The organism is Flavobacterium sp. Root935, from assembly GCF_001429295.1.
In the GTDB taxonomy this organism is placed as follows: domain Bacteria; phylum Bacteroidota; class Bacteroidia; order Flavobacteriales; family Flavobacteriaceae; genus Flavobacterium.
Map to the genome: position 1 here is coordinate 290,408 of NZ_LMJL01000008.1, position 22,620 is coordinate 313,027.

At 34.7% G+C, this 22,620-nt stretch carries 15 protein-coding genes and 1 pseudogene; 1 reads left to right on the forward strand and 15 read right to left on the reverse strand.

Annotation, left to right across the window (positions count from 1 at the left end):
- The 6 genes and pseudogenes from ASE40_RS06635 to ASE40_RS06660 all read right to left on the reverse strand — a co-directional run.
- Window positions 1-1,222, reverse strand: a pseudogene (locus ASE40_RS06635) (glycoside hydrolase family 105 protein); the annotation flags it as partial.
- Between the two features lie 22 nt (window positions 1,223-1,244).
- Entirely contained in the window at window positions 1,245-2,465 is a 1,221-nt protein-coding gene (locus ASE40_RS06640; protein ID WP_057116180.1) for a glycoside hydrolase family 105 protein, read from the reverse strand.
- A gap of 31 nt (window positions 2,466-2,496) precedes the next feature.
- A complete protein-coding gene (locus ASE40_RS06645) occupies window positions 2,497-3,435 on the reverse strand; it encodes an alpha/beta hydrolase (protein ID WP_057116181.1) in 939 nt (312 codons plus the stop codon).
- Between the two features lie 100 nt (window positions 3,436-3,535).
- The gene (locus ASE40_RS06650) at window positions 3,536-5,209 is read right to left on the reverse strand and encodes a RagB/SusD family nutrient uptake outer membrane protein (protein ID WP_057116182.1); all 1,674 of its coding nucleotides are present in this window, start codon (window positions 5,207-5,209) and stop codon (window positions 3,536-3,538) included.
- A 12-nt stretch (window positions 5,210-5,221) separates the two neighbouring features.
- Window positions 5,222-8,326 (reverse strand): SusC/RagA family TonB-linked outer membrane protein, encoded by a 3,105-nt coding sequence (locus ASE40_RS06655; protein ID WP_057116183.1) that lies wholly within the window; start codon window positions 8,324-8,326, stop codon window positions 5,222-5,224.
- Window positions 8,327-8,359: 33 nt separating this feature from the next.
- Window positions 8,360-9,805 carry a glycoside hydrolase family 28 protein gene (locus ASE40_RS06660; RefSeq protein WP_057116184.1) on the reverse strand — a complete coding sequence of 482 codons (1,446 nt, stop codon included), beginning with the start codon at window positions 9,803-9,805 and terminating at the stop codon, window positions 8,360-8,362.
- 285 nt (window positions 9,806-10,090) lie between these two features.
- Between ASE40_RS06660 and ASE40_RS06665 the strand changes: the two genes are divergently transcribed.
- On the forward strand, window positions 10,091-11,119 hold the full coding sequence (locus ASE40_RS06665) for a LacI family DNA-binding transcriptional regulator (protein WP_057116185.1): 1,029 nt from the start codon (window positions 10,091-10,093) through the stop codon (window positions 11,117-11,119).
- Between the two features lie 315 nt (window positions 11,120-11,434).
- Here the strand turns inward: ASE40_RS06665 and ASE40_RS06670 are convergent, their stop codons facing one another.
- From ASE40_RS06670 to ASE40_RS06710, 9 genes are all read right to left on the reverse strand, one after another.
- Entirely contained in the window at window positions 11,435-13,057 is a 1,623-nt protein-coding gene (locus ASE40_RS06670; protein WP_057116186.1) for a UxaA family hydrolase, read from the reverse strand.
- 36 nt (window positions 13,058-13,093) lie between these two features.
- Complete coding sequence (locus tag ASE40_RS06675; RefSeq protein ID WP_057116187.1) at window positions 13,094-14,539, reverse strand: tagaturonate reductase; 1,446 nt, start codon at window positions 14,537-14,539, stop codon at window positions 13,094-13,096.
- Between the two features lie 219 nt (window positions 14,540-14,758).
- Window positions 14,759-15,427: a bifunctional 4-hydroxy-2-oxoglutarate aldolase/2-dehydro-3-deoxy-phosphogluconate aldolase gene (locus tag ASE40_RS06680; protein WP_057116188.1), complete on the reverse strand. Its 669-nt coding sequence runs from the start codon at window positions 15,425-15,427 to the stop codon at window positions 14,759-14,761.
- Window positions 15,428-15,437: 10 nt separating this feature from the next.
- Window positions 15,438-16,460: a sugar kinase gene (locus tag ASE40_RS06685; protein WP_057116189.1), complete on the reverse strand. Its 1,023-nt coding sequence runs from the start codon at window positions 16,458-16,460 to the stop codon at window positions 15,438-15,440.
- 63 nt (window positions 16,461-16,523) lie between these two features.
- Entirely contained in the window at window positions 16,524-17,927 is a 1,404-nt protein-coding gene (uxaC, locus tag ASE40_RS06690; protein ID WP_057116190.1) for a glucuronate isomerase, read from the reverse strand.
- Between the two features lie 24 nt (window positions 17,928-17,951).
- On the reverse strand, window positions 17,952-18,743 hold the full coding sequence (locus ASE40_RS06695) for a gluconate 5-dehydrogenase (protein ID WP_057116191.1): 792 nt from the start codon (window positions 18,741-18,743) through the stop codon (window positions 17,952-17,954).
- A gap of 4 nt (window positions 18,744-18,747) precedes the next feature.
- The gene (gene kduI / locus ASE40_RS06700) at window positions 18,748-19,587 is read right to left on the reverse strand and encodes a 5-dehydro-4-deoxy-D-glucuronate isomerase (protein WP_082586765.1); all 840 of its coding nucleotides are present in this window, start codon (window positions 19,585-19,587) and stop codon (window positions 18,748-18,750) included.
- Between the two features lie 98 nt (window positions 19,588-19,685).
- Window positions 19,686-21,002 carry an MFS transporter gene (locus tag ASE40_RS06705; RefSeq protein ID WP_057116193.1) on the reverse strand — a complete coding sequence of 439 codons (1,317 nt, stop codon included), beginning with the start codon at window positions 21,000-21,002 and terminating at the stop codon, window positions 19,686-19,688.
- Between the two features lie 47 nt (window positions 21,003-21,049).
- Window positions 21,050-22,519, reverse strand: coding sequence for an MFS transporter (locus ASE40_RS06710; protein ID WP_057116194.1), 1,470 nt, complete (start codon window positions 22,517-22,519; stop codon window positions 21,050-21,052).
- Between the last annotated feature and the right edge of the window lie 101 nt (window positions 22,520-22,620).

Sequence of the window (22,620 nt, forward strand, 5' to 3'; positions counted from 1 at the left end):
ATCGATTCAACTCCAAAGCTGCTAAAATAAAAGGTCCTGTAGCTTTAGGATCGTTGTCTTTTTTTCTTTCGTTTACATAATATTCGTAAGATCCATCACGATATGGAGTTCCTCCCAAACCTGCAACTTGGCAGCAGTTTGTTAAAGTGATTCCGCCATCTTCATCTACTTTTTTGATTAAAACTTTAGTTAATCCGTCAAAAGCTTTATTGGCTGATTTTTTAAATTTAGCTGGTAAATATCCTTTGTTTGCTCCTTTCGCAAAAGCATACGAAAACATAGCCGAACCAGAGGCCTCTAAATAATTTCCTTTTCCATCAACTTTGTCTGTAACTTGATACCACAAACCAGATTTATCCTGAAATTTAAGTAATGCTTCCGAAACATTGTTTAGATATTTCACCAATTCTTTTTGTTTTGGATGATCTTTTGGCATATAATCTAAAACATCAACCAAAGCCATTACATACCATCCTAATGATCTAGACCAAAAATTTGGAGAATTTCCTGTTTGTTTATCTGCCCAAGGCATTTGCTTGCTTTCATCCCATCCGTGGTATAACAATCCTGTTTTTGGATCTGTCGCGTGAAGCTGAATTAATTCAAATTGTTTGGCTATATCATCAAAGCTTTTTCCGTTTTCAAATTTAGCAGTATATTCTGCGTAGAATGGCTCTCCCATATACAAACCGTCTAACCACATTTGATTTGGATAGATTTGCTTGTGCCAAAATCCTCCACTTTGTGTTCTTGGCTGTTCTGTAAGCTGTTTACGAATTAACTGCATTGCTTTTAAGTATTTATCTTCTTTTGAAGACTCATAAACATCAAAAAGCAAACGTCCTGGCAACACTAAGTCAATATTGTATTTATCAAATTCGTATGTATTAATAGTTCCATCAGCTTGAACCAACTCATCTACGTAACCTCTTACGTAAGCTTTGTATCTAGTATCTGGATTTTTTTTGTATAATTCTTCGATAGAATGTAAAACTAAAGCATGTACATAATCCCATTTTGGTTTTTTAGCATCGTCCAGCATATATGCTTCTGGATGGCGTTTCATTAAAGTTAATGCCATTTTATCTGACCACTTCGCATTCTTTCCTATTACAATATCTTTTTTTGCTGGTTCTTGAGAAGTTACTTTACAACTTGTAAATGTCATAACGCAGATCATTAAAACCGACATCAAATAACTTTGTTTTCTAGTATTTTTCATTTCAAAATATATTTAAATTCTTTTATTTTTCTAATTCTATTGCGGCCAATAAAAATGCTCCTATGCCTATTGCGCCATTTTCTTTTGGTTTTGCCGTGAGGTAATATTGGTTGGTTCCGTCTCGAAAAGGTTTTCCTCCTAAACCTACATTCGAAGAAACATTCAGAATATTTATTTCTCCTTTTTTATCGACTTTTACAAATTCTTTTACAAAACTGTCAAATGATTTTTTAGCTGTCGATTTATAACTGCTGGGTAAATAGCCTTTATTAGCGCCCTTAGCAAAAGCATAAATAATCATTCCTGAAGCTGATGGTTCAACATAATTTCCAAACAGTTCTGGTTTATCTGCTACTTGATACCATAATCCAGATTCACTTTTGTACTGATTTACATTCTTTGAAATCTGATTCAAATATTCTACCAAAACTTTATACTTTGGATGTGATTTCGGAAAATAATCTAAGGTTTCAACCAGTGCAACCATGTACCATCCTATTCCACGTCCCCAAATCGTTGGCGAAGTTCCTGTTTGTTTATCTGCCCAAGCAATTTCTTTACTTTCATCCCAAGCATGATAAACTAAACCTGTTTTTTTATCTACAATATGATTATGAACCAATTCAAATTGTTTAGCGATGTCGTCTAAACTTTTTCCCTTTTCATATTTAACCGTAAACTGCGTATAAAAAGGTTCTGCCATATACAAACCATCAATCCACATTTGGTTTGGATAAATCTGCTTGTGCCAAAATCCTCCGCTCGCTGTTCTTGGCTGTGTTTCCAGCTGATTTCGCAGCTTCCCAATAATTTGTAAATAGCGGGAATCTTTTGTAATGTCATATAAATTGAAAAGCAGTTTTCCCGGATTTAAATAATCAATATTGTATTCTTTGATATCGTATTTTTTAATATTTCCAGTGCTGTCAATCATTCCATTAACATACTCTTTGATATAATTCAAATACTTTTTGTCGTTTGTTTTTTGATATAATTTCTCAAAACCAGACAATACAAATCCCATTTTATAATCCCATTTTGGTTTTTCGTTTCCGTCGAGCTGCCACGCCTGTGGATATTTGTTTAAAATGGTAATTGCAGTTCTTTCGGACCATTTTAAATCGTAAGGAACAACAGCTTTTTCTGAATCGTTTTGATCCTGAGCCATACTTTTCCAACCGAAAATAAGCAGTAAAATAATTACGGTTTTTATAGTAATCTTTTTAGAAAGAGATTTATGCATAGTTTGTATTGGTTTTCATTTTTATTCTAAATTACTTAAAAATTTTATCTAAAAATCGTACGGTGTACGAAACTGTTTGTCCAAACCAAGGTTCGTAAAACCAAAACGAATGCGGCGAATCTGGAATTGTCTGCACTTCATTATAGATTTTATTCTCATTCAAAATTTTAATCATATCATTGCGTCCTGCATGGAATCTCGGAATGCTGCTGCAGATGTATAATATCGGCGGTGTATTTTTATCGGTATGAGTTAATGCAGAGGCATTTTTCCAGTTTTCTGGAGTTTCATCTGATTTTCCGCCAAGCCAAAAGGCTGCCATATCTCCTTCTGATGATTCTGGATGTTTGAATGCTAATACTCCATCTACATCGACAATCGCATGAACTTTTGATGAATGTTTACTTTTAAAAGTTTTATCTTCAAAAATCGGATTTTCATTTGTTGTTCCTATTAAAGCTGCCATTTGACCTCCTGACGAACAGCCTAAAACCGCAATTTTATTAGGATCTACATTAAATTTTCCTGCATTGTCTTTTATAAATCTGATTGCATTTTTTACATCAATTACACCCCTTGGATATTTGGCTTCCAGCGACAACCTATATTCTATGGCAAAACAAGAATACCCTTTTGATGCGATCTCTTTTCCTAAAAACTGCATTTGGTTTTTATTTCCAGATCTCCATCCTCCGCCATGAATCATTATTACGACTGGATTCTTTTTCTTTTTTGTATTTACAAATGCATCAAAATGTAATGTCCTATCTTGTTCCTTATTATAAACCAAATCAAACATTTCTGTAACGTCTGGATTGGGCTTAATTTCTGGAATTGTAATAAAAGGATATTTCTTAATCAATTTAGTAAAAGTGCTTTTAATTGTATAAGACGTATCAATCTTGTACTGCTGGCTTTGAGCTGTAATTACATAAAAAAATACTATTAAAATTAATCTCACTTTCTGCATTTCAATTCTTAATTTAAGTTAAGGAAAGAGCTTGACAAATAGTCAAACTCTTTCTTAACTACTTCAAAAAAACAATATTCTCAAAAAACTAAAAAAATTACTAATAACCAGGATTTTGAGGAAAATCTTTATTTTGGTTTAAATCTAAAGCAGATTGTGGTATTGGTCTTAAAATTTTAAGTTTGCCGTCAACACCAACAAAATTTGCTTCTTTTATTTTATAATTATGAGCTGAAGCTCTCGCTACCAAAGTTCCAGTACGTTTTAAATCGAACCAGCGTTTGTATTCTCCTAATAACTCTCTTCCTCTTTCGTCTAAGATATAGTCGATATTAAATTGAGCTAAAGTTGCATTGGCTACTCCTGCTCTTCTGCGCACTTCGTTTAAACGATCTAATCCAGTTCCCGGATTTCCAGCTTTTAAATAGGCTTCAGCAGCTACAAGATAAGTTTCTCCCAATCTTGCTACAATGATATCTCTTGTACTTACAGGTCCTGTGCTAGAAGGAGTAGTTGGGTCGGGATCATCAAATTTCTTAACTGGAATAGTGTAGCAGTCTAAGTTTTTAATTAACGTATGTGCTGCAGAGTATTCTCCCCAAGGATGGTACACAAATGTTGAAGCTAACCTAGAAGCATTTGCTGCCATCCAAGCTGTTTTATCTGCTGGAGTAAACCATTTTGGCTCGTAAAAATGTCTCACTTTTAATGAAGCTGGGTTTGAACTTCTGTAATACGGATAATACAAAATAGTTTTTGTAACGCCGTTTGTTGTTTCAGGCCCTTCTAAAATTTCTGTCATAAAAGTAGCATTCCATCTTGCATCCCCTTTTTCGTATAAACCTAGTGCATAATCTGTTGGACATAAATTGTAACTTCTTAGTGGCGCTCCAGTTTCTGCCCCTCCTAAATAAGAACTGAAATAGTAAAACTGGTTGTTACCCAATTTCGTCGGATCTGTACTTGTTGAAGCTTTGTCGTACTGTACAGAAAAAATCGTTTCTGCATTTAAATCATTTCCTGGTTTAAATAGCTGATCGAAAGCGATAGCTAAAGTTTGTCCAGCGATTGCAGCATCGGCATAAGCGGCAGCTTTTGAAAAATCATCCGCTTTACCAAAAGTTTCATATCCTCTTGTTAAATATACTTTTGCCAATAAATCGTTTACAGCTCTTTTGTTGACTTTTCCAGATGTGCTGTAAGCAGCAGTTCCAACATTAGCTAAAGCAAAATCTAAATCTGAAATAATTTGTTCGTATACTTCTTCTGCACTGTTTCTTGTAAAAGATAAAACTGGGCTTGTAATATTCTCGCTTACAATTGGCACACCACCATATGTTTGAACTAATAGAAAATAAGCCTGAGCTCTTAAAAATCTAGCTTCACCTAAAAGTGTATTTAAATTAGAAGTTTGCTCGGTCACAGTTGAATAATAAATTGCTTTATTCACTGATTGAATTAACTGATAACATGGTCTGTACAAATCGGCAACATTGTCTGAGGACGGAATTAAAAGCGTATACTGGCTCAAACCTGCTGGTTCTGGAGTTCTTCCTTCCGCATACATATCAGTTCCTGCTTCAAAAAGCCATGGATTTCCTCCGTAAATACTTTTAAGCCAAGCATAGTTTGTGTTTATTAATAACTGAAAACCTGCCGCTGTTTTATAAGTTCCATCAGCTGGAACATTTGACAAACTTTCTTCTTCGATATAATTACTGCAAGAACTTAAGGTTCCTGCAATGATTCCTAATATTATGATGAATTTTTTCATTTGATATCCTTATTAAAATTTAACACTTAATCCTAATTGTGTAGTCACTGATGCTGGACGGTTTACTCCAAAGGCAGCACCAGCCCATTCAGGATCATATCCATCAAAATCTGTAAATACAAATGGGTCTAAAACATTCACGTAAATTCTTAAATTACTTATTTTAAGCCTTTTCAATAATTCAGAATCTAATGTGTATCCTAAAGATATATTTTTAATTTTCACGTAAGAAACGTCTCTGTAGTACCCAAATAAAGAAGTCCAATAAGCTCCAGCTCCAGTAGCTACCGGGCCTGGTCTTGGGTTTGTATTATTTGCATTAGCCTCAATTCCTGTCCCGTTTGTTGGAATAAAGTAATCCATTGCTAATTTCTGACGTCCACGGTCGCTCACGTCAGCAAAGTTTTGGTGGAAAGTACTTAAAACTGTTTGTCCTTGGCTCGTTAAAACTGAGAAATTGAAATCAAAATTACCAACGGTCAATTTAGAATATAAACTTCCCTGCCAGTCTGGATTAGCATTTCCGATTACAGTTCTATCATCTTGATTGAATTTACCGTCATTGTTCAAATCCTTTGGTCTTGCTTGTCCTGGAGCCATTCCGTATGACGCAGCTTGTGCAGCTTCGCTTTCCTGCCAAACTCCGTCATAAACGTAATTGTAGTTTGGATTTAATTCAGATCCTAAAATTAATTTGTTTCCAATATCACTTACTTGATCCTGATTGTAAATTGACTCTAATTTATTTACGTTTTTAGTAAACGTGAAAGTAGTTTCCCAATTTACATTTTTGCTTTTGATATTTTTTGTAGTTAAAAGAACTTCTACCCCTTTATTACTAACAGATCCAACATTAGAAAAGGTATTTTTATAACCTGTTTCAAGAGGTAGTTCTTGTTTATAAATTAATTTATCTGATAATCTGTCATAAACATCTACAGAACCTGTGATTCTGTTATTTAAGAATCCGTAATCAAGACCAAAGTTTAACTCTCGTGTTTTTTCCCAAGTTAAGTTTTGATTCGCTAAATTTTCAGACTGCCAGCCTGATACTACATTAGCTCCATTTGCATAAAAAGTCTGCTGATTCAATAAAGCCTGAGAAGTATAAGGTGCAACGTTGTCGTTTCCTGTATAACCTAAACTTGCGCGAAGTTTTAAATCTGAAATAACTGAGCTATTTGCTAAGAAAGATTCTTTGCTAATTTTCCATCCTAAAGCTACAGAAGGGAAACTCTGCCATTTATTACCTTCAGATAAAACAGAAGAACCATCCCATCTTGTAGAAGCTGTTAAAAGATATTTGTCTTTAAATGTATAATTTAAACGAACTGCATAAGAACTTAAAGTGTTCTTTTGATAGCCAGAACTTATGTTATAACTCGTCTGAACTCCAGATCCCATATTATTTGATCCAACATCAAAAGGCTGATTGTTAGAATATAAATAAGACGTTTCATCAACATTTGAATACAAACTCTGTAATAATAAAACACTAAAATCGTGTACTTCTTTAAATGTGTGTTTTAAATCGATCTGGTTATCCCAAGTGTAGTTAAAGTTGTTGAAGTTTTTAATTGATGCAGAATTTTTTCCGTTTAAGGTTACACCTGCATTGGTCTGCGCTTTATAAGCTGTACTAGTAACAGTATTTTCGATACCTCCTGCAAATGTTGTTTTAAACGAAAGCCATTTTAAAGGCTGGTATTGGAAGAAAACATTTCCAACTGTCTGCCATGTTTTTTCTGTTTGAGATGAATTGGCAATTTCCATTAATGGGTTTACAGTACTGGTTTTGTTTATTGCCCATGAACCATCTGGATAAGTTAATTTTCCTGGAAGGAAAAACAGTGTTCCTACTTTCTCATTTCCTTGTGCATCTACAGCCCAAGGCGACATCAGCGGACTTAATCTGAAAGCGTCCTGCATTGCTAAATCACTTCCTAATTGTGTATCAAGGCGTGCAACAGTAATGTTGGCCCCAGTAGTAAATTTATCATTGATTTTATGGTTCAATCCCAATTTAAAAGAATATTTATCAGTCGAATCATTTTCGATAAGTCCTTCATCGCTTTGAACACCAAATCCTAAATTATAACTCAAACCAGAATCTGAACGTCCTGTAACATTTAAATAATTGTTTTGAGTCATACCTGGTTTAAGAACAGCATCTGTCCAGTCAAAATTATAACCGTTGTTAGCGCGGGAAACTAATAATGGACTTTGATTTCCTGCTAAAGCTGCTAATTGCGCAGGTGTTTGTGTTTGAGGTGTTGCACTCATATAGGCAACCTGATGGAATTTCCACCATTCTGCTCCGTTCATCATTTTTGGCATTCTCACGGCAGTTTTATTACCATAAGAAGTATCAAAAGTTACGTTGATTCCAGATTTTACATTTGCACCGCTTTTTGTTGTTACGATAATAACACCACTCGCTCCTCGCGAACCATAAATTGCTGCCGAAGAGGCATCTTTTAAAACATCCATTCTAGAAATATCCTGCGGATTCAAAAAGTCAATATTATCAACTGGAACACCATCTACGATATATAATGGTGATGATCCAACTAATGAATTATTTCCTCTGATTACCACTTTGTATCCGTCTCCTGCACGTCCTGAAGCAGATGAAATCTGAACCCCTGGTGTACTTCCTTGAATTGCCTCTAATGGACTTGTAGTATTTCTTTCTGTAATAGTTGCAGCACTGATTGTACTAATAGATCCTGTTAAATCAGTTTTTTTAACAGAGCCATAACCAACCACAACAACTTCATTTAGAGAGTTGGATTGTTCTGCAAGACTTACGTTAATTTTAGATTTTCCGGCAATAGTAACTTCTTGCGTTTGAAAGCCTAAATAACTAATAACCAAAGTGGCTTTTGGATTAGTTACATTCATTTTAAAACTTCCTTCAAAATCTGTTGAAGTTCCGTTTTTAGTTCCTTTTTCCTGAATATTTACTCCAGGAAGTGATAGTCCCGCGGCATCGGTAATTTTTCCTTCAATTAGTACTGACTGTGCATTTGTTGTATTACACAGCAGTAAATTCAGGAAAAATAAAAATACAAAGCTGTATTTTTCTTTTTTCTTTGATAGTTTTTTAAAATTCATAGTCTGGTTTAAAGTTTGGTTAATTGATAGTGTTTAGTGTTTAATTGATTCTACTTTTTTCTCATTGATGTAGGTATTTATAAAATTTATGTTTTTTACGTTTTTTAATAAATAAACAGAATCTACTTTCTGAATTTTCACGTTTTTAAGGGTAATATTTTCCACTGGAGATGCTGCATATCCTTCTGCCCAAACGCTGTATTTGCCACCGTTTTTCACATTTACGTTTTCTAAACTTACATTTCTAATGGTTGGAATAAAATTCCCAGTCTGTGATCCGTATACATTATAAAACATGTTTAATTTTAAAACACATTCTTTAACAGTGCCGACTTCAAGATTTCTAACAAAAATATCTTCGATAATGCCGCCCCTTTTAGAGTTGGTTTTGATACGAATGGCGCGATCCAGATTGGGACTGTCCATTACACAATTTTCAACAAATACATTATTTACACCTGCAGAAATTTCGCTCCCAATAACAACACCGCCATGGCCGTCGATCATTTTACAGTTTTGCACAATTATATTTTTACTCGGAATTGCCACTCTTCTTCCATCGGCATCGCGGCCGGATTTTATTGCAATACAATCGTCGCCAGTATTAAAAGTGCAGTTTTTAATTACAATATTTTGAGAATACTCAGGATCACAGCCGTCATTATTAGGTCCATGGCTGTTAACCGTTACGCCATCAATAATCATGTTATTTGTCTTAATTGGATGCAAAATCCAAAAAGGAGAATTTATGATTGTAACATCTTTGATTAATGCGGTATTGCATTCAAAAAACTCAATGAAATTTGGACGAAGATATCTTCCTTCACCAAAAATGCGTTCGGCAACAGGAACTCCCTTTTCAGCCATATCGACCAATACTTCACGGTTTGTCGGATCATTTTGAGACGGAATCCCTTTTTTCCAGCCGTAATTTTTTCCGCCAGACCAAATCCACCAATTGGTGCTGTCAGCCTGGCCGTTTAAAGTACCTTTTCCAGTTACAGCAATATTGGTTTTGTTCTTTGCATAAATAAGAGGAGAGTAATTCATTACTTCTGTTCCCTCCCAAGAGGTATGAACGATTGGATAATCTTTAGGATTTAAACTAAAAAGAATCTCAGCGTGATCTTCTAAATGCAGGTTCACATTACTTTCTAAGTGTATAGCTCCAGTTAGATATTTCCCATTTGGAACCAAAACCTGCCCGCCTCCGTTTGCCGCACATTCTTTTATTGCTTTTTGAAAAGCTTCCGTATTAAGCGTTTTTCCATCTGCAACAGCACCAAAATCATTTATGTTGTATACTTTATCCAAAAAATGTGTTTGCGGAATACTTTTTAAAACCAAATCCATTTTTTTCCACGGATTCAATGCATTAGAAGAAACAGAAGAGGTTCTCTTTGCGCATGATACCGCCACTACAGTAAAAGCAGTTAAAAATACAATCCAATTAAATGTGAGGTTTTTAGGAGGAATCATTTAGTCGTATTTTCTTGTTTAAAGTCGAAAACGCAAGTAATTGTGTAATCGATTACACGAAAGTAGAAAAATTGTTCTAAGACACCAAATTAATTTAGAAAAAAATTATATATTTAATTTTTATTATAAAATATAATTACATTTAATTTAAAAAAACACATAATTTATTATCATTGTAAAATATAAAACGTTTTAGTTATTAATTATGGTAATCGATAACATTTTATATTGCGTAATAAAAAAAAATGTATTTTTGTCTAAAATAATCCGATAAAACTTTTTTTAATGAGTGAAAAAGTAACTATTTACGATATTGCTGAAAAACTAAATATCACTGCTGCAACAGTTTCTAGAGCACTAAATAACAATCCTAAAATTAAGGAGGCTACACGTGAACTGGTGATTAAAACCGCAGCGGCGATGAACTATAAGCAGAACAAATTGGCGCTGGCTTTAAAAAGTGGTCGAAGTAATAATATCGGAGTTATTGTACCGCGTATTGACAGCAATTTCTTTGCGTCTGTAATCAGGGGAATTGAAGAAGAACTTTATCCTCATGGCTATCAGGTTATTATCTGTCAAACACACGAAAGTATTAAGAGAGAGAATGAAAATCTTCATACGCTTGTAGATGCGCAGGTTGACGGAATTATGATGTCTGTAACTGGCGTTTCTGATGAAAATGACAGCGCTTTTAGAAATGTACTAGAAAAAAATGTACCACTGATATTTTTTGACAGGAGCAAACATATTGATGGTGTAAGCTCTGTCACTATTAACGACTTTAAAGGAGGTTATTTAGCCACGAAACATTTGATTGATGAAGGCTGTAGAAATATTGCTCACTTTTCTGGAGATCAATCGCTGGACATCTTTAAAAACCGTTTTTTAGGATATAAGCAAGCTTTACTGGATAACGGAATAGAGTTTAATGAAAAATATGTCATCTATACCAAAAGTGCTGTTGACGCGGGAAAAGAAGCTGTCGATAAACTTTTGCAATTAGAAACTCCTCCCGATGCTATATTTTCTTCGAGTGATTTTGCTGCATTAGGAGCTATTCAAGAATTAAAAGAGCGCAATATCAATATTCCAAACGATTTTTGTGTGGCTGGTTTTAGTAATGAGCCTTTTACAAAATTCATGGAATTATCTATCACATCTGTAGATCAGTCACCATTGGAAATGGGAAGAATGTCTGCCCGCGTTTTCTTAGAACAAGTCGATAAAACAGATACTATTAAAATCGAAAAAAAGGTGGTTCTTGCACCAGAATTACATATTCGTAAATCTTCTACCAAAACTAATTTTTAATTTTTTTCCCTATATAAGTTATATAAGCTCATTTTAGAATGGGCTTTTTTTATGCAGGCTTCGGAGAAGCAAAATATTTATAGGAAAGAATAAACATTCACAGCAGCTCCAGAGGAGCGACATAAATCTAGGCCGTAGAAAAATATGTCGCTCCTCTGGAGCTTCTTTTGTTTGTCATATTGTAATGCTATAAAAATTTTGCTCCACTGGAGCTTTCTCTACGGATAAACCTAACAAAAAAAAGACGCACTATATTGTGCGTCTTCTATATAAACCTTTGTCACTTTGCTCCTTAGTACCTTAGTACCTAAAAACTTAAAGCGAAACCCCTCTTTTCCAAGGAATAAAATCGTTTTGATTTAATATTGCAGCTTTAGTTTTAATGTTACCGCTGGCAACATCAATAATAAATTCTAACATTTCGTCGGCCATTTCATCAATTGATTTTTCTCCAGTGATAATTCCACCAGTATCAATATCGATAATATCAGACATTTTATTCGCTAACTGTGTGTTTGATGAAATTTTTACAACTGGCGCAATTGGGTTTCCTGTTGGAGTTCCTAAACCTGTTGTAAACAATACCATATTAGCTCCAGAACCTACCATTGCAGTTGTACATTCCACATCGTTTCCAGGAGTACATAACAATGTAAATCCTGCTTCATTAATATATTCTCCATAATCGTAAACTCCTACAATTGGTGAAGTTCCTCCTTTTTTAGCCGCACCAGCCGATTTCATTGCATCTGTAATTAAACCGTCTTTGATGTTTCCGGGTGACGGATTCATGTCAAATCCTGAACCTGCATCTACAACTGTTTTTTCGTACCATTGCATTAAATCTAAGAAACGTTTTCCATCTTTATCATCTACACAACGGTTTACTAATTCCTGTTCTACTCCGCATAATTCTGGAAATTCAGAAAGAATTGTAGTTCCTCCTAAAGCAACCAAATGATCCGATAACACTCCCAACGTTGGGTTTGCAGAAATTCCAGAAAATCCGTCAGATCCACCGCACTCTAAACCAATTCTTAATTTAGATAATGGAGCTGGTTGTCTCTTAATTTCGTTTGCCTTTTTAATAGCTTCAAAAGTATCTTTTACCACACTGCTCAACATCGTTTCAATTGTCCCGATAGACTGCTGATCGTAAATTAAAACAGGTTTTTTACTGTTTGGATTTATCGCATCTAAAGCTTCTTTAAAAATTGAAATTTGAAGATTCTGGCATCCTAAACTTAATACTGTTGCTCCAGCCACGTTTGGATTATTTACGTAACCAGCCAAAAGCTTCGCTAAACTGTGAGAATCTTGACGAATTCCACCGCATCCACCTTGATGTGTAATGAATTTAACTTCAATATTATTGAACAAGTTAGCATCGTTTGACGCTTCTTGATTTCCTGCTCCGCCAGTTTCTGATTTTACTAAAGAACGCAACAACAATTGATAATCATTTTCTTTAGGTTTCATCAACTCTTTCTCAAAGATATCTTTTAAGATTTCGATGTTTCTGTTTTCACAAAAAACTAATGGAAAAAATAACCATACATTTTCTGTTCCAACCTGTCCATCTTCTCTATGATAGCCCTGCCACGTTCTGTCTTTCCATTTATCAACATTTGGCGCATTCCAGCCAATAGTTTCTGTTTTACCAGTAACTTTATCACTTTCGTGTTTTACGTTTAAAGTAGAAAGCAATCCTCCTTTTTCGATTCTTGCACTAGCTTTTCCTACCAAAACACCGTACATAATGATTCTGTCTCCTACATTAAAAGGAACCATTGCAATCTTATGTTTCATTTTTACATCAGACTCAACAGTAATTGATTCTCCTTCAAAATCAATTACTTCGCCTGCTGTAAGATTTACTAAAGCTACCGCTACGTTATCAGTAGGATGAACTTTTATTAATTTTTTCTGCGTTGCCATAATTAACCTTTGTTCTTTGTTCTTTTTGTGTGTTTTTTATTTGATTCTTTCTTGAAACTTAGCGAAGCCAGCTTCAATACCATTTGCATCAATTTCTTCTAATGCAATTGTAATTGCTTTTGTTAATCCAGTGATTTCTGTTAAATCTTCATCCCAGAAATTTTTATTTTGTAATGTTAAACGAGCGATTTTCTCATAATCATCAGATTTCCAAAGTCCGTTAAAGAAAGTTGTAATATCTTCACCATCTTTAACCGGTAAACTTTCACCATTCCACGTTCCTTTGTAGAAACGAATTAAACTCGCTAATGAAAAAGTCAAATTAACAGGCAGTTTTTTGTTAGCCTTATAATATCCTAATAAACTAGGCAAAACTCTTACTTTGAATTTCGATACAGAATTTAATGCAATATCAGCAAGTGCATGTTTGATAAATGGATTTTTAAATCGGTCCATTACTTCCTCAGAATAGGCCGTAATTTCATTTTTGTCCATATCAAGAGTTTCACTAATTTCACTAATAACGCTGTTTACAAATTTTCCAGTAAAATCTCCGTTAACAGTTTCCATTACTAATTTATTACCATGTAAAAGTGAAAAAGGAACCATTGCCGTGTGCACACCGTTTAAAATACGAACTTTAATCATTTTAAAAGGACGTATATCATCAACGATTTTTACATTCAAGTCTGTTTTATGAAATGGCAATTTTGCTTTTAAATCATCTCCGCCCTCAATAGCCCAAAGGAAAAAAGGTTCAGCCGCAACAATTAAATTGTCCTCATAATCTAATTTATTATTGTATTCTTCAATTTCAGCTCTTGGATATCCAGGAACAATTCTGTCAACCAAAGTACTGTGATAGGTACAAGCATCTGATACCCAAGTTTTAAATGCATCTTCTAATTTCCATAAATCAACATATTGTAAAATATATTTTTTCAGTGTCTCAGAGTTATAATCAATTAATTCACAAGGAATTATTGTAACTCCTTTAGAAGCATCTCCATTAAAATGTTTAAATCTTTCATATAATAAAACCGTCAATTTTGCAGGAAATGACACTGGCGGCTGCATGTCTGGAGTATCACTTTCAATAAATTCAATTCCAGCTTCTGTAGTATTAGAAACAATAAACTGAAGTTCTTCTTCTTTGGCTAAAGCCAAATAATCTGCAAATTCAGTATAAGGGTTTATAGTTTTTACAATATTTGTAATTAACTCAATATCTTGTATTTTTTCACCTTTTTTAATTCCGTTCATAAATAAGGTATAAAGACCGTCCTGATCATTAATCATATTTACCATACCGTCTTTCAAAGGCTGAACTATTGCAATACCGGCATTAAAATCAACTTCTTTATTTAGTTTGTCAAAAGCATAATCAACAAAGGCTCTTAAAAAGTTACCCTCTCCAAATTGAACTACCTTAATTGGCTGTAACTTTTCTAATCCTGTATTTATTCTATTTAATTTTTTCATTTTAAATTTTCTTTAATGCGTTATAAATAACCATTTACAAACCTTATTTTTTTATTTCTGCCTTTTAAATTGTAAATGAAACATTACACCCGATTAGCAAAATAAAACCTGCTGTGAGGAATGGCGGGTAAAATTTTTCAAGCGTAATGTTCAATTACAATCTCTAAAAATCTAAAAAAAACTTATAAAATAAGGAGTTCGGCATGATTACCCCTTAATCTATTTTCTAATCTCTTTTATAATGTCAAGAACTTGACTGACTTTTGCAGTCAATCCGTCGAAGTCTTTATTTTCTAATATATCTTTTGAAATTAACTGCGAACCTAAACCAACGCAGGTTGCACCTGCATTTAACCATGAACTCAGACTTTCTTTAGTCGGGTAAACACCTCCTGTAGGCATGATGTTTGTCCACGGACACGGTCCTTTTATGGCTTTTATAAATTCTGGTCCGTAAATATCTGCTGGAAATAATTTTACAATTTCACAGCCTAATTCTTCTGCTCTCGCAATTTCTGTCAAAGTACCACAGCCAGGTGACCACAATACTTTTCTACGATTACAAGCGATAGCAATATCTTCTCTAAAAACTGGTGTTACAATAAAATTTGCACCTAAACTCATGTACAATGAAGCAGAAGCGGCATCTGTAATTGACCCCACTCCTAAGATCATTCCTGGAAGTTCTGCCAAAGCATATTTGTTTAAAGCGCCAAAAACTTCGTGTGCAAAATCACCTCTGCTGGTAAATTCCATTAATCGAGAACCACCGTCGTAACATGCTTTTAAAACTTTTTTACTCAATTCGATATCAGAATGAAAAAACAACGGAACCATACCGTTTTCTTTCATTTGCGAAGCGACTTCAATTCTTGAATATTTTGCCATTTTTATTTTTTTATCTTGATACTAATGCAGAGCCATCACCATCAATCATATTTTCAACTTCTTTCAATGTAACCAAGTTGTAATCGCCTGCAATGGTATGTTTTAAACAACATGCTGCAACTGCAAAATCTAATGCTCTTTGGTTATTATTTTGGTATTCCAGCAGACCATAAATTAGTCCGCCCATAAATGCATCGCCGCTTCCTACACGGTCGACTACTGGAGTAACTTCTTTTACAGCTGCACTGTGAATTGCTTTTCCGTCAAATAAAATTCCGCCGATTCTTTGGTGAGAAGCACTTACAGAATAACGAAGTGTCGTAGCAGCGATTTCAAGGTTCGGAATAAATTCGAACAATTTTGTATATAAATTTGGAAGCGTTTTCTCGTCTTGATAATTCGGATTTACTTTAGGAATTCCCAACATAAAATACGCAGTATCAATATCTCCTAAAATCACATTACTGTATTTTAGCATTTCGGGCATTACCTCGCTTGGCGTTTTACCATACTGCCAAAGTTTTGATCTGTAATTTAAATCACAGGAAATTTTAATTCCTAATTTATGCGCGACTTTAATTGCTTCTAAACAAGCTTCAGCTGCACTTTCTGAAATCGCTGGTGTTATACCACTCCAGTGAAACCATTCAGCTCCTTCCAACACTTTTTCCCAATCAACCAGTCCTTTTTCAATAGTTGACATGGCACTGTGTGCACGATCATAAACGACATTGCTTCCGCGTGTTCCTGCGCCAGTCTCTAAGAAATAGATTCCTAAACGCTCTCCTCCGTAAACAATGTTTTTAGATTCGACATTCATTTTTCTGATTTCTCTTAATGCAGAAAAACCAATTTCATTTTCTGGCAGCCTGGTAACAAATTCAGCATTAACTCCGTAATTTGCCAAAGAAACGCATACGTTAAATTCGCCGCCGCCATACGTAGCACCAAATGCTGTAGACTGCGAAAAACGCAAATGTCTTTCTGTCGATAAACGCAGCATAATTTCTCCAAATGCAACTACTCTACTCATATTATATTTTTTTTGCCACTCCCGATAGCTATCGGGATTGTGAACTTTGCGGTTAACTTTTAATTAAAATTTGAAATATTCTTTAGCGTTGTTGTATGAAATATCAGCAACTAATTTTCCAATCCATTCCATATCGTTTGGAAGTTCACCGCGTTTGATTTCATCTCCTAAAAGATTGCATAAAATACGTCTGAAATATTCGTGTCTTGGGAACGATAAGAAACTTCTAGAATCAGTAAGCATTCCAACAAAACAGCTGATTAATCCCATATTTGAAAGCGCGTTTAACTGCTTTGTCATTCCGTCTTTTTGATCTAAAAACCACCATCCTGAACCAAATTGTACTTTTCCGCGAACGCTTCCGTCATTGAAATTTCCAATCATCGTTGCCATAACTTCGTTATCAGCTGGATTTAGGTTGTAGATAATTGTTTTGGTCAATTTATCTTTGCTGTCTAGTGCATTTAAGAAAGCAGATAATTTTTGTGCCTGCGGATAATCTCCAATAGAATCCCATCCTGTGTCTGGACCTAAAATTCTGTGCATACGGGCATTATTGTTACGTAATGCACCTAAGTGAAACTGCTGTACCCATCCAAATTCATGATACGTTTCTGATAAGAAAATCAAAATTGCGCTTTGGAATTTCAAAGCTTCTTCCGGCGATAAAATTCTGTTTTCTCTTTTCTTCTTGAAAATTGCATTTACTTCATTTTCAGTAAATTCTTCAAAATCAATTTGATTTAAACCGTGGTCACTTAATTTACATCCGTTTGCATTAAAGAATTCAATTCTTTTTCTTAATGCGGTTTGTAAATCAGCATAAGTATTAATTGCAACTCCGGACACATCCCCTAATGTGTCCAGATATGCATTATAACCATCATTAGCAATTAAGATGGCTTTATCAGGTCTGAAAGCCGTACTCATTTTGATTCCAACTGAATTGTTTACGAATTTTTGGTGATATTCTAACGAATCAATTGGATCTTCTGTAGTACAAACTAATTCAGCGTTTACTTTTTTAAGAAGATTCTGTGTGCTGTAAGCTTGAGAATTTATTTTTTCTGAAGTTTCAATATAAATTTTCTCAGCCGATTTTTCATTCAGCAGATCATAAATATCAAAATAACGAGCTAATTCTAAATGTGTCCAGTGGTACAAAGGATTACGCATCGTATATGGAACTGTTTTTGCCCAGTTTAAGAACTTATCTTTATCTGAACCATTTCCTGTTACAAACTGCTCATTAATTCCTAATGTACGCATTGCACGCCATTTGTAATGATCGCCATTGATCCATACATTTGTTATATTATCAAAAATCTTATCTTCTGCAATAAACTGTGGATTAAGATGATTGTGATAATCAATAATTGGCTGATTTTTAGAATAATTATGATATAACTCTTCAGCGTATTTATTTTCTAATAAAAAATTGTCATGTATGAATGTATTTGCGCTCATGTCTTTTAAAATATAATTTGAGAATTATTCTTCGTTTGAAGGTTTTCCAATTGTAGCAAGGATTCCACCGTCAACATATAAAATGTGACCGTTTACAAAATCACTCGCTTTTGATGATAAAAATATTGCTGCTCCGGCTAAATCGCTTGGATCTCCCCATTTTGCCGCTGGAGTTCTACTAATAATAAAATCGTTAAACGGATGCCCGTCAACTCTAATTGGTTTTGTTTGTTCTGTTGCAAAATATCCTGGTCCGATTCCGTTGATCTGAACATTGTATTTTGCCCATTCTGTAGCCATATTTTTAGTCAGCATTTTTAAACCGCCTTTTGCAGCTGCGTAAGCAGAAACTGTGCTACGTCCTAATTCACTCATCATTGAGCAAATGTTGATTATTTTTCCTTGTCTTCTTTCGATCATTCCTTTTGCAACATGCTTAGAAACGATAAACGGACTTACTAAATCAATATCAACTACTTCTCTAAAATCTGAAACTTCCATATCTAACAACGGAATTCTTTTGATGATTCCAGCATTGTTGATTAGGATATCGATTGGTCCTACTTCGCTTTGGATTTTCTCAACTGCAGCTTTTACTTCTTGTTCATCTGTTACATTAAATTTGTAACCCACAGCATTAATTCCTTCTTTTTGAAGTTCAGCTACGGCGTCATCAATTTTTTGCTGAGATGAATTTCCGTTCACTACAATTGTAGCCCCGGCTTCTCCAAGTCCTTTTGCCATTGCCATTCCCAGTCCGTGCGTACTTCCTGTAATAAGGGCAACTTTTCCTTTTATATCAAATAAGTTTGTCATATTCTTATCTTAAATCTGTGATTTTACAAACATCCATATCTCCGTAATCTAAGTTTTCACCTGCCATTCCCCAAATAAAAGTATAATTACTGGTTCCTGAACCTGAGTGAATAGACCAAGGCGGCGAAATTACTGCCTGATGGTTGTTCATCCAGATATGTCTTGTTTCTTGAGGCTGTCCCATGAAGTGACAAACAGCCTGATCTTGTGGAATATCTAAATAAAAATAAACTTCCATTCTACGGTCATGAACGTGAGCCGGCATTGTATTCCAAACACTTCCCGGTTTTAATTCTGTCATTCCCATTTGCAATTGGCATGTTGTAACAACACTTCCAATAATCATTTGGTTTACAGTACGGTGGTTAGCTGTTTCCATTGTTCCTAACTGCAGCTTATTCGCTTCCGCTAAACTTACTTTTTTAGTTGGGTAATTGGTATGAGCTGGAGCTGAATTCAGATAGAATTTAGCAGGACTACCTGCATCATCACTTTTGAAGATTACTTCCTTATTACCGCTTCCAATGTAAAGTGCATCTTTAAAACCTAATTCATAAGTTGTTCCTTCCACTACAACAGAACCGCTTCCTCCTACATTAATAATTCCAAGTTCTCTTCTTTCTAAAAAATAAGGCGCTTTAAGCGGATCGATAGTTTCTAAAACCAAATCTCCTTTTACCGGAACTGCAGAACCTGCAATATATCTGTCGTAATGAGAATAAACCAATACCACTTCATCTTCCTGCATTAGGTCATCAATTAAGAATTCTTCTCTTAATTGTTGTGTATCATATTTTTTTACAGCTTCTGGGCTTGACGCGTATCTTGAACTATATTTTGTCATAATTTCTATTTAATGTAATCGATTGCACAAAATTAATTTTTTATATTGAAAAACCATAATTCAAACCAAAATTTATTTCACTGCCGATCATTTTTTCTTTACAATTCTACTTTTTTCATTCTCGGAACTAGAATATGCATAATCAGCCAAGCCAATAAATATGAAGCTCCGCAGATACAGAACATAATGAAATATCCTGTTTCGATTTTACCCAATTTAGTATAGTACACAAACATGTTTTTCTGTACTACTAAAGTCAACAATATACCGCCAAGCGCTCCAAACATTCCTCCCATTCCTGTAACCGATGCCGTTGCCTTTTTTGGAAACATATCTGAAACAGTCGTAAAGATATTGGCGCTCCAGGCCTGATGTGCTGAAACCGCCAGACCAATAACCAATATGGCAAACCACATATTTATTGTTCCTAAATATTGTGAAAACAAAACGGGAAGAACGGCAAATGCATAAATGAGCATACTTGTTTTACGAGCTTTGTAAGCAGGCCAATTATTGTTTATTAATTTTAACGGAAGCCAGCCTCCGCCAATACTTCCAACACTTCCTATCATGTATACCAGCGCGCAAGGCCAGATAATTTCTGTTGCTGTAAGTTTGTACTCTTTCATCAAAAAATCTGGAAGCCAGAAGAGATAAAACCACCAAACTGGATCTGTCAATAATTTACCAATTGCAAAAGCCCAAGTCTGGCGAAACGACAACAATTTAATCCACGAAACTTTTTCTTTTGATTCTTCTTCTACTTCTTCTAATTTGTCAGAAGTAATATATTCTAATTCTGCCTGAGACAGACGTTTTTGCTTTTGTGGGACTTCATAAAACAAAAACCATAAAATCAGCCAGATAAAACCAACTATTCCTGTTATGATAAAAGCCCACTGCCATCCGTATTTTTCTGCAATATGAGGAACAGTTAAAGGTACGATTATAGCTCCAATATTACTTCCTGAATTAAAAATCCCTGTTGCTAAAGCTCTCTCTTTCTGCGGAAACCATTCAGCTGTTGCTTTTATCGCTGCCGGAAAGTTTCCTGCCTCTGTTACTCCTAAAAACACACGTGCAATTAAAAACCCTCCTGTTCCTGTTGCCAGCGCATGTCCAATTGCCGTTAAACTCCACAATCCAGTTGCAATTGCATAACCTAATTTTGTTCCTAACTTATCAATAATTCCACCTGCAACCAGCATTCCCAAAGCATAAGCTATTTTAAAAGCCAATTCGATATTTGAATAATCAATTACTTCCTGCTCTGGTGTCCAGTGAAAAGCTTCTGCTAAAAAAGGCCGAAGGTAACTTATTACATTTCTATCCAGATAATTGACAGTTGTAGCAAAAAACACTAAACTGCAAATAGTCCAACGGTATTTTCCTATTGCTGCATTAGCTTGGTTCATGATGTGGTTTTGGTTTAAGTTGGTTAGTTAGTTTTGAGAAATCTTGGTTAGAGATTTGTAATTGGTCTGTATTTCGGAACTAGTGTTTTCATCACAATCCAGCCAGTTAAATAACAAACGGCACAGATAGAAAATATAATAAAATATCCAGCTTCAATTCCTTTAAATCCCATGAAAACCATATTTGTTTCTTTAGCATGATCAAACAAAACTCCTGATCCTTTATTGATTAATGTCGAACCAATTCCACCTGCTAAACCTCCAATTCCCGTAATGGTGGCAATTGCTTTTTTAGGAAACATATCTCCAACCGTAGTAAAGATATTTGCCGACCAAGATTGGTGTGCAGCACCAGCGATTCCGATAATGATGACGGGAATCCAGTAACTAATATATCCTAAAGGTTGTGCAATTAGTGCTAACAATGGGAAAAACGCAAAAATCAACATCGCTCTCATTCTTCCTTCGTATGGATTCATTCCTTTTTTCTCTACGAAATAAGTTGGAAGCCATCCGCCGATAATTGACAATAAAGTAATCATATATAAAACAAACAATGGTAATGCGGCTTGAGTAGAATCCATTCCGTAAACAGAACTTAAATAAGCTGGTGTCCAGAATAAAAAGAACCACCAAACACCATCTGTCATGAATTTTCCGAATGCAAATGCCCAAGTTTGTTTGTATTTAAAACACTCTAGTAGAGAAACTTTTGTAGTTGTTTCGGGAACATAACCCACTAATTTACTATCAGCGATGTCATCTTGCTGAATATAAGCTAACTCATCTGCTGTTACTTTTGAATGTCTTTCTGGTTTATCGTACATAAACATCCAGAATCCCATCCAGACAAATCCTAAAGCTCCAATGATAATAAATGACATTTCCCAGCCAAATGATTTTGCAATAAACGGAATTGTAATTGGCGCCGCTAAAGCTCCAACTGTTGCTCCAGCATTGAAAATACTAGTTGCAAAAGCTCTATCTTTTTTAGGAAAATATTCTGCTGTAGTTTTAATTGCTGCCGGAAAGTTTCCAGCTTCTCCAACTGCCAAAACAAAACGTGCGAAAATAAAAAGAGCCACACTTACATTAATTACCAAGGCCGTATCGCTAACAGTGCTGATTATTTCTTTTGAACCGTGAAATCCTACAAACCATTCGCCTGTAATAATTCCTGAAGTTGCAATTCCGCAAAATGCATGAAGACAAGCCCCTACAGACCAAATCCCTATTGCCCAAAGAAATCCTTTTTTAGTATCTAACCAGTCTACAAATCTTCCTGCAAAGAGTAACGAAACTGCATAAAAAATAGAGAATAATGCTGTAATATTTCCGTAATCATTATTTGTCCAATGAAATTCTGGTGCAATAAAATCGCTCCAAGTCAGCGAAAGAACCTGTCTGTCCAGATAATTAATTGTAGTTGCAAAAAACAACAATGCACAAATACTCCAACGGTATTTTCCTGTAGATTTGACATTCTCATTCACGGCAACAGTTTCGGTTTGATTCATAGTAAGTGGGTATTATAGTTTTGTAATTTTTGGTAATCTCAGCATTTACTTCTATTTAAAAATGTTAAAATCAATATTTTAACAATCAATGAAATAAATAA

What these genes read in the sequence shown, in the direction of transcription:
- ASE40_RS06640 (WP_057116180.1), bottom strand. Translation starts at nt 2,465, where the DNA reads ATGCATAAATCTCTTTCTAAAAAGATTACTATAAAAACCGTAATTATT.
- ASE40_RS06645 (WP_057116181.1), bottom strand. Translation starts at nt 3,435, where the DNA reads ATGCAGAAAGTGAGATTAATTTTAATAGTATTTTTTTATGTAATTACA.
- ASE40_RS06650 (WP_057116182.1), bottom strand. Translation starts at nt 5,209, where the DNA reads ATGAAAAAATTCATCATAATATTAGGAATCATTGCAGGAACCTTAAGT.
- ASE40_RS06655 (WP_057116183.1), bottom strand. Translation starts at nt 8,326, where the DNA reads ATGAATTTTAAAAAACTATCAAAGAAAAAAGAAAAATACAGCTTTGTA.
- ASE40_RS06660 (WP_057116184.1), bottom strand. Translation starts at nt 9,805, where the DNA reads ATGATTCCTCCTAAAAACCTCACATTTAATTGGATTGTATTTTTAACT.
- ASE40_RS06665 (WP_057116185.1), top strand. Translation starts at nt 10,091, where the DNA reads ATGAGTGAAAAAGTAACTATTTACGATATTGCTGAAAAACTAAATATC.
- ASE40_RS06670 (WP_057116186.1), bottom strand. Translation starts at nt 13,057, where the DNA reads ATGGCAACGCAGAAAAAATTAATAAAAGTTCATCCTACTGATAACGTA.
- ASE40_RS06675 (WP_057116187.1), bottom strand. Translation starts at nt 14,539, where the DNA reads ATGAAAAAATTAAATAGAATAAATACAGGATTAGAAAAGTTACAGCCA.
- ASE40_RS06680 (WP_057116188.1), bottom strand. Translation starts at nt 15,427, where the DNA reads ATGGCAAAATATTCAAGAATTGAAGTCGCTTCGCAAATGAAAGAAAAC.
- ASE40_RS06685 (WP_057116189.1), bottom strand. Translation starts at nt 16,460, where the DNA reads ATGAGTAGAGTAGTTGCATTTGGAGAAATTATGCTGCGTTTATCGACA.
- uxaC (WP_057116190.1), bottom strand. Translation starts at nt 17,927, where the DNA reads ATGAGCGCAAATACATTCATACATGACAATTTTTTATTAGAAAATAAA.
- ASE40_RS06695 (WP_057116191.1), bottom strand. Translation starts at nt 18,743, where the DNA reads ATGACAAACTTATTTGATATAAAAGGAAAAGTTGCCCTTATTACAGGA.
- kduI (WP_082586765.1), bottom strand. Translation starts at nt 19,587, where the DNA reads ATGACAAAATATAGTTCAAGATACGCGTCAAGCCCAGAAGCTGTAAAA.
- ASE40_RS06705 (WP_057116193.1), bottom strand. Translation starts at nt 21,002, where the DNA reads ATGAACCAAGCTAATGCAGCAATAGGAAAATACCGTTGGACTATTTGC.
- ASE40_RS06710 (WP_057116194.1), bottom strand. Translation starts at nt 22,519, where the DNA reads ATGAATCAAACCGAAACTGTTGCCGTGAATGAGAATGTCAAATCTACA.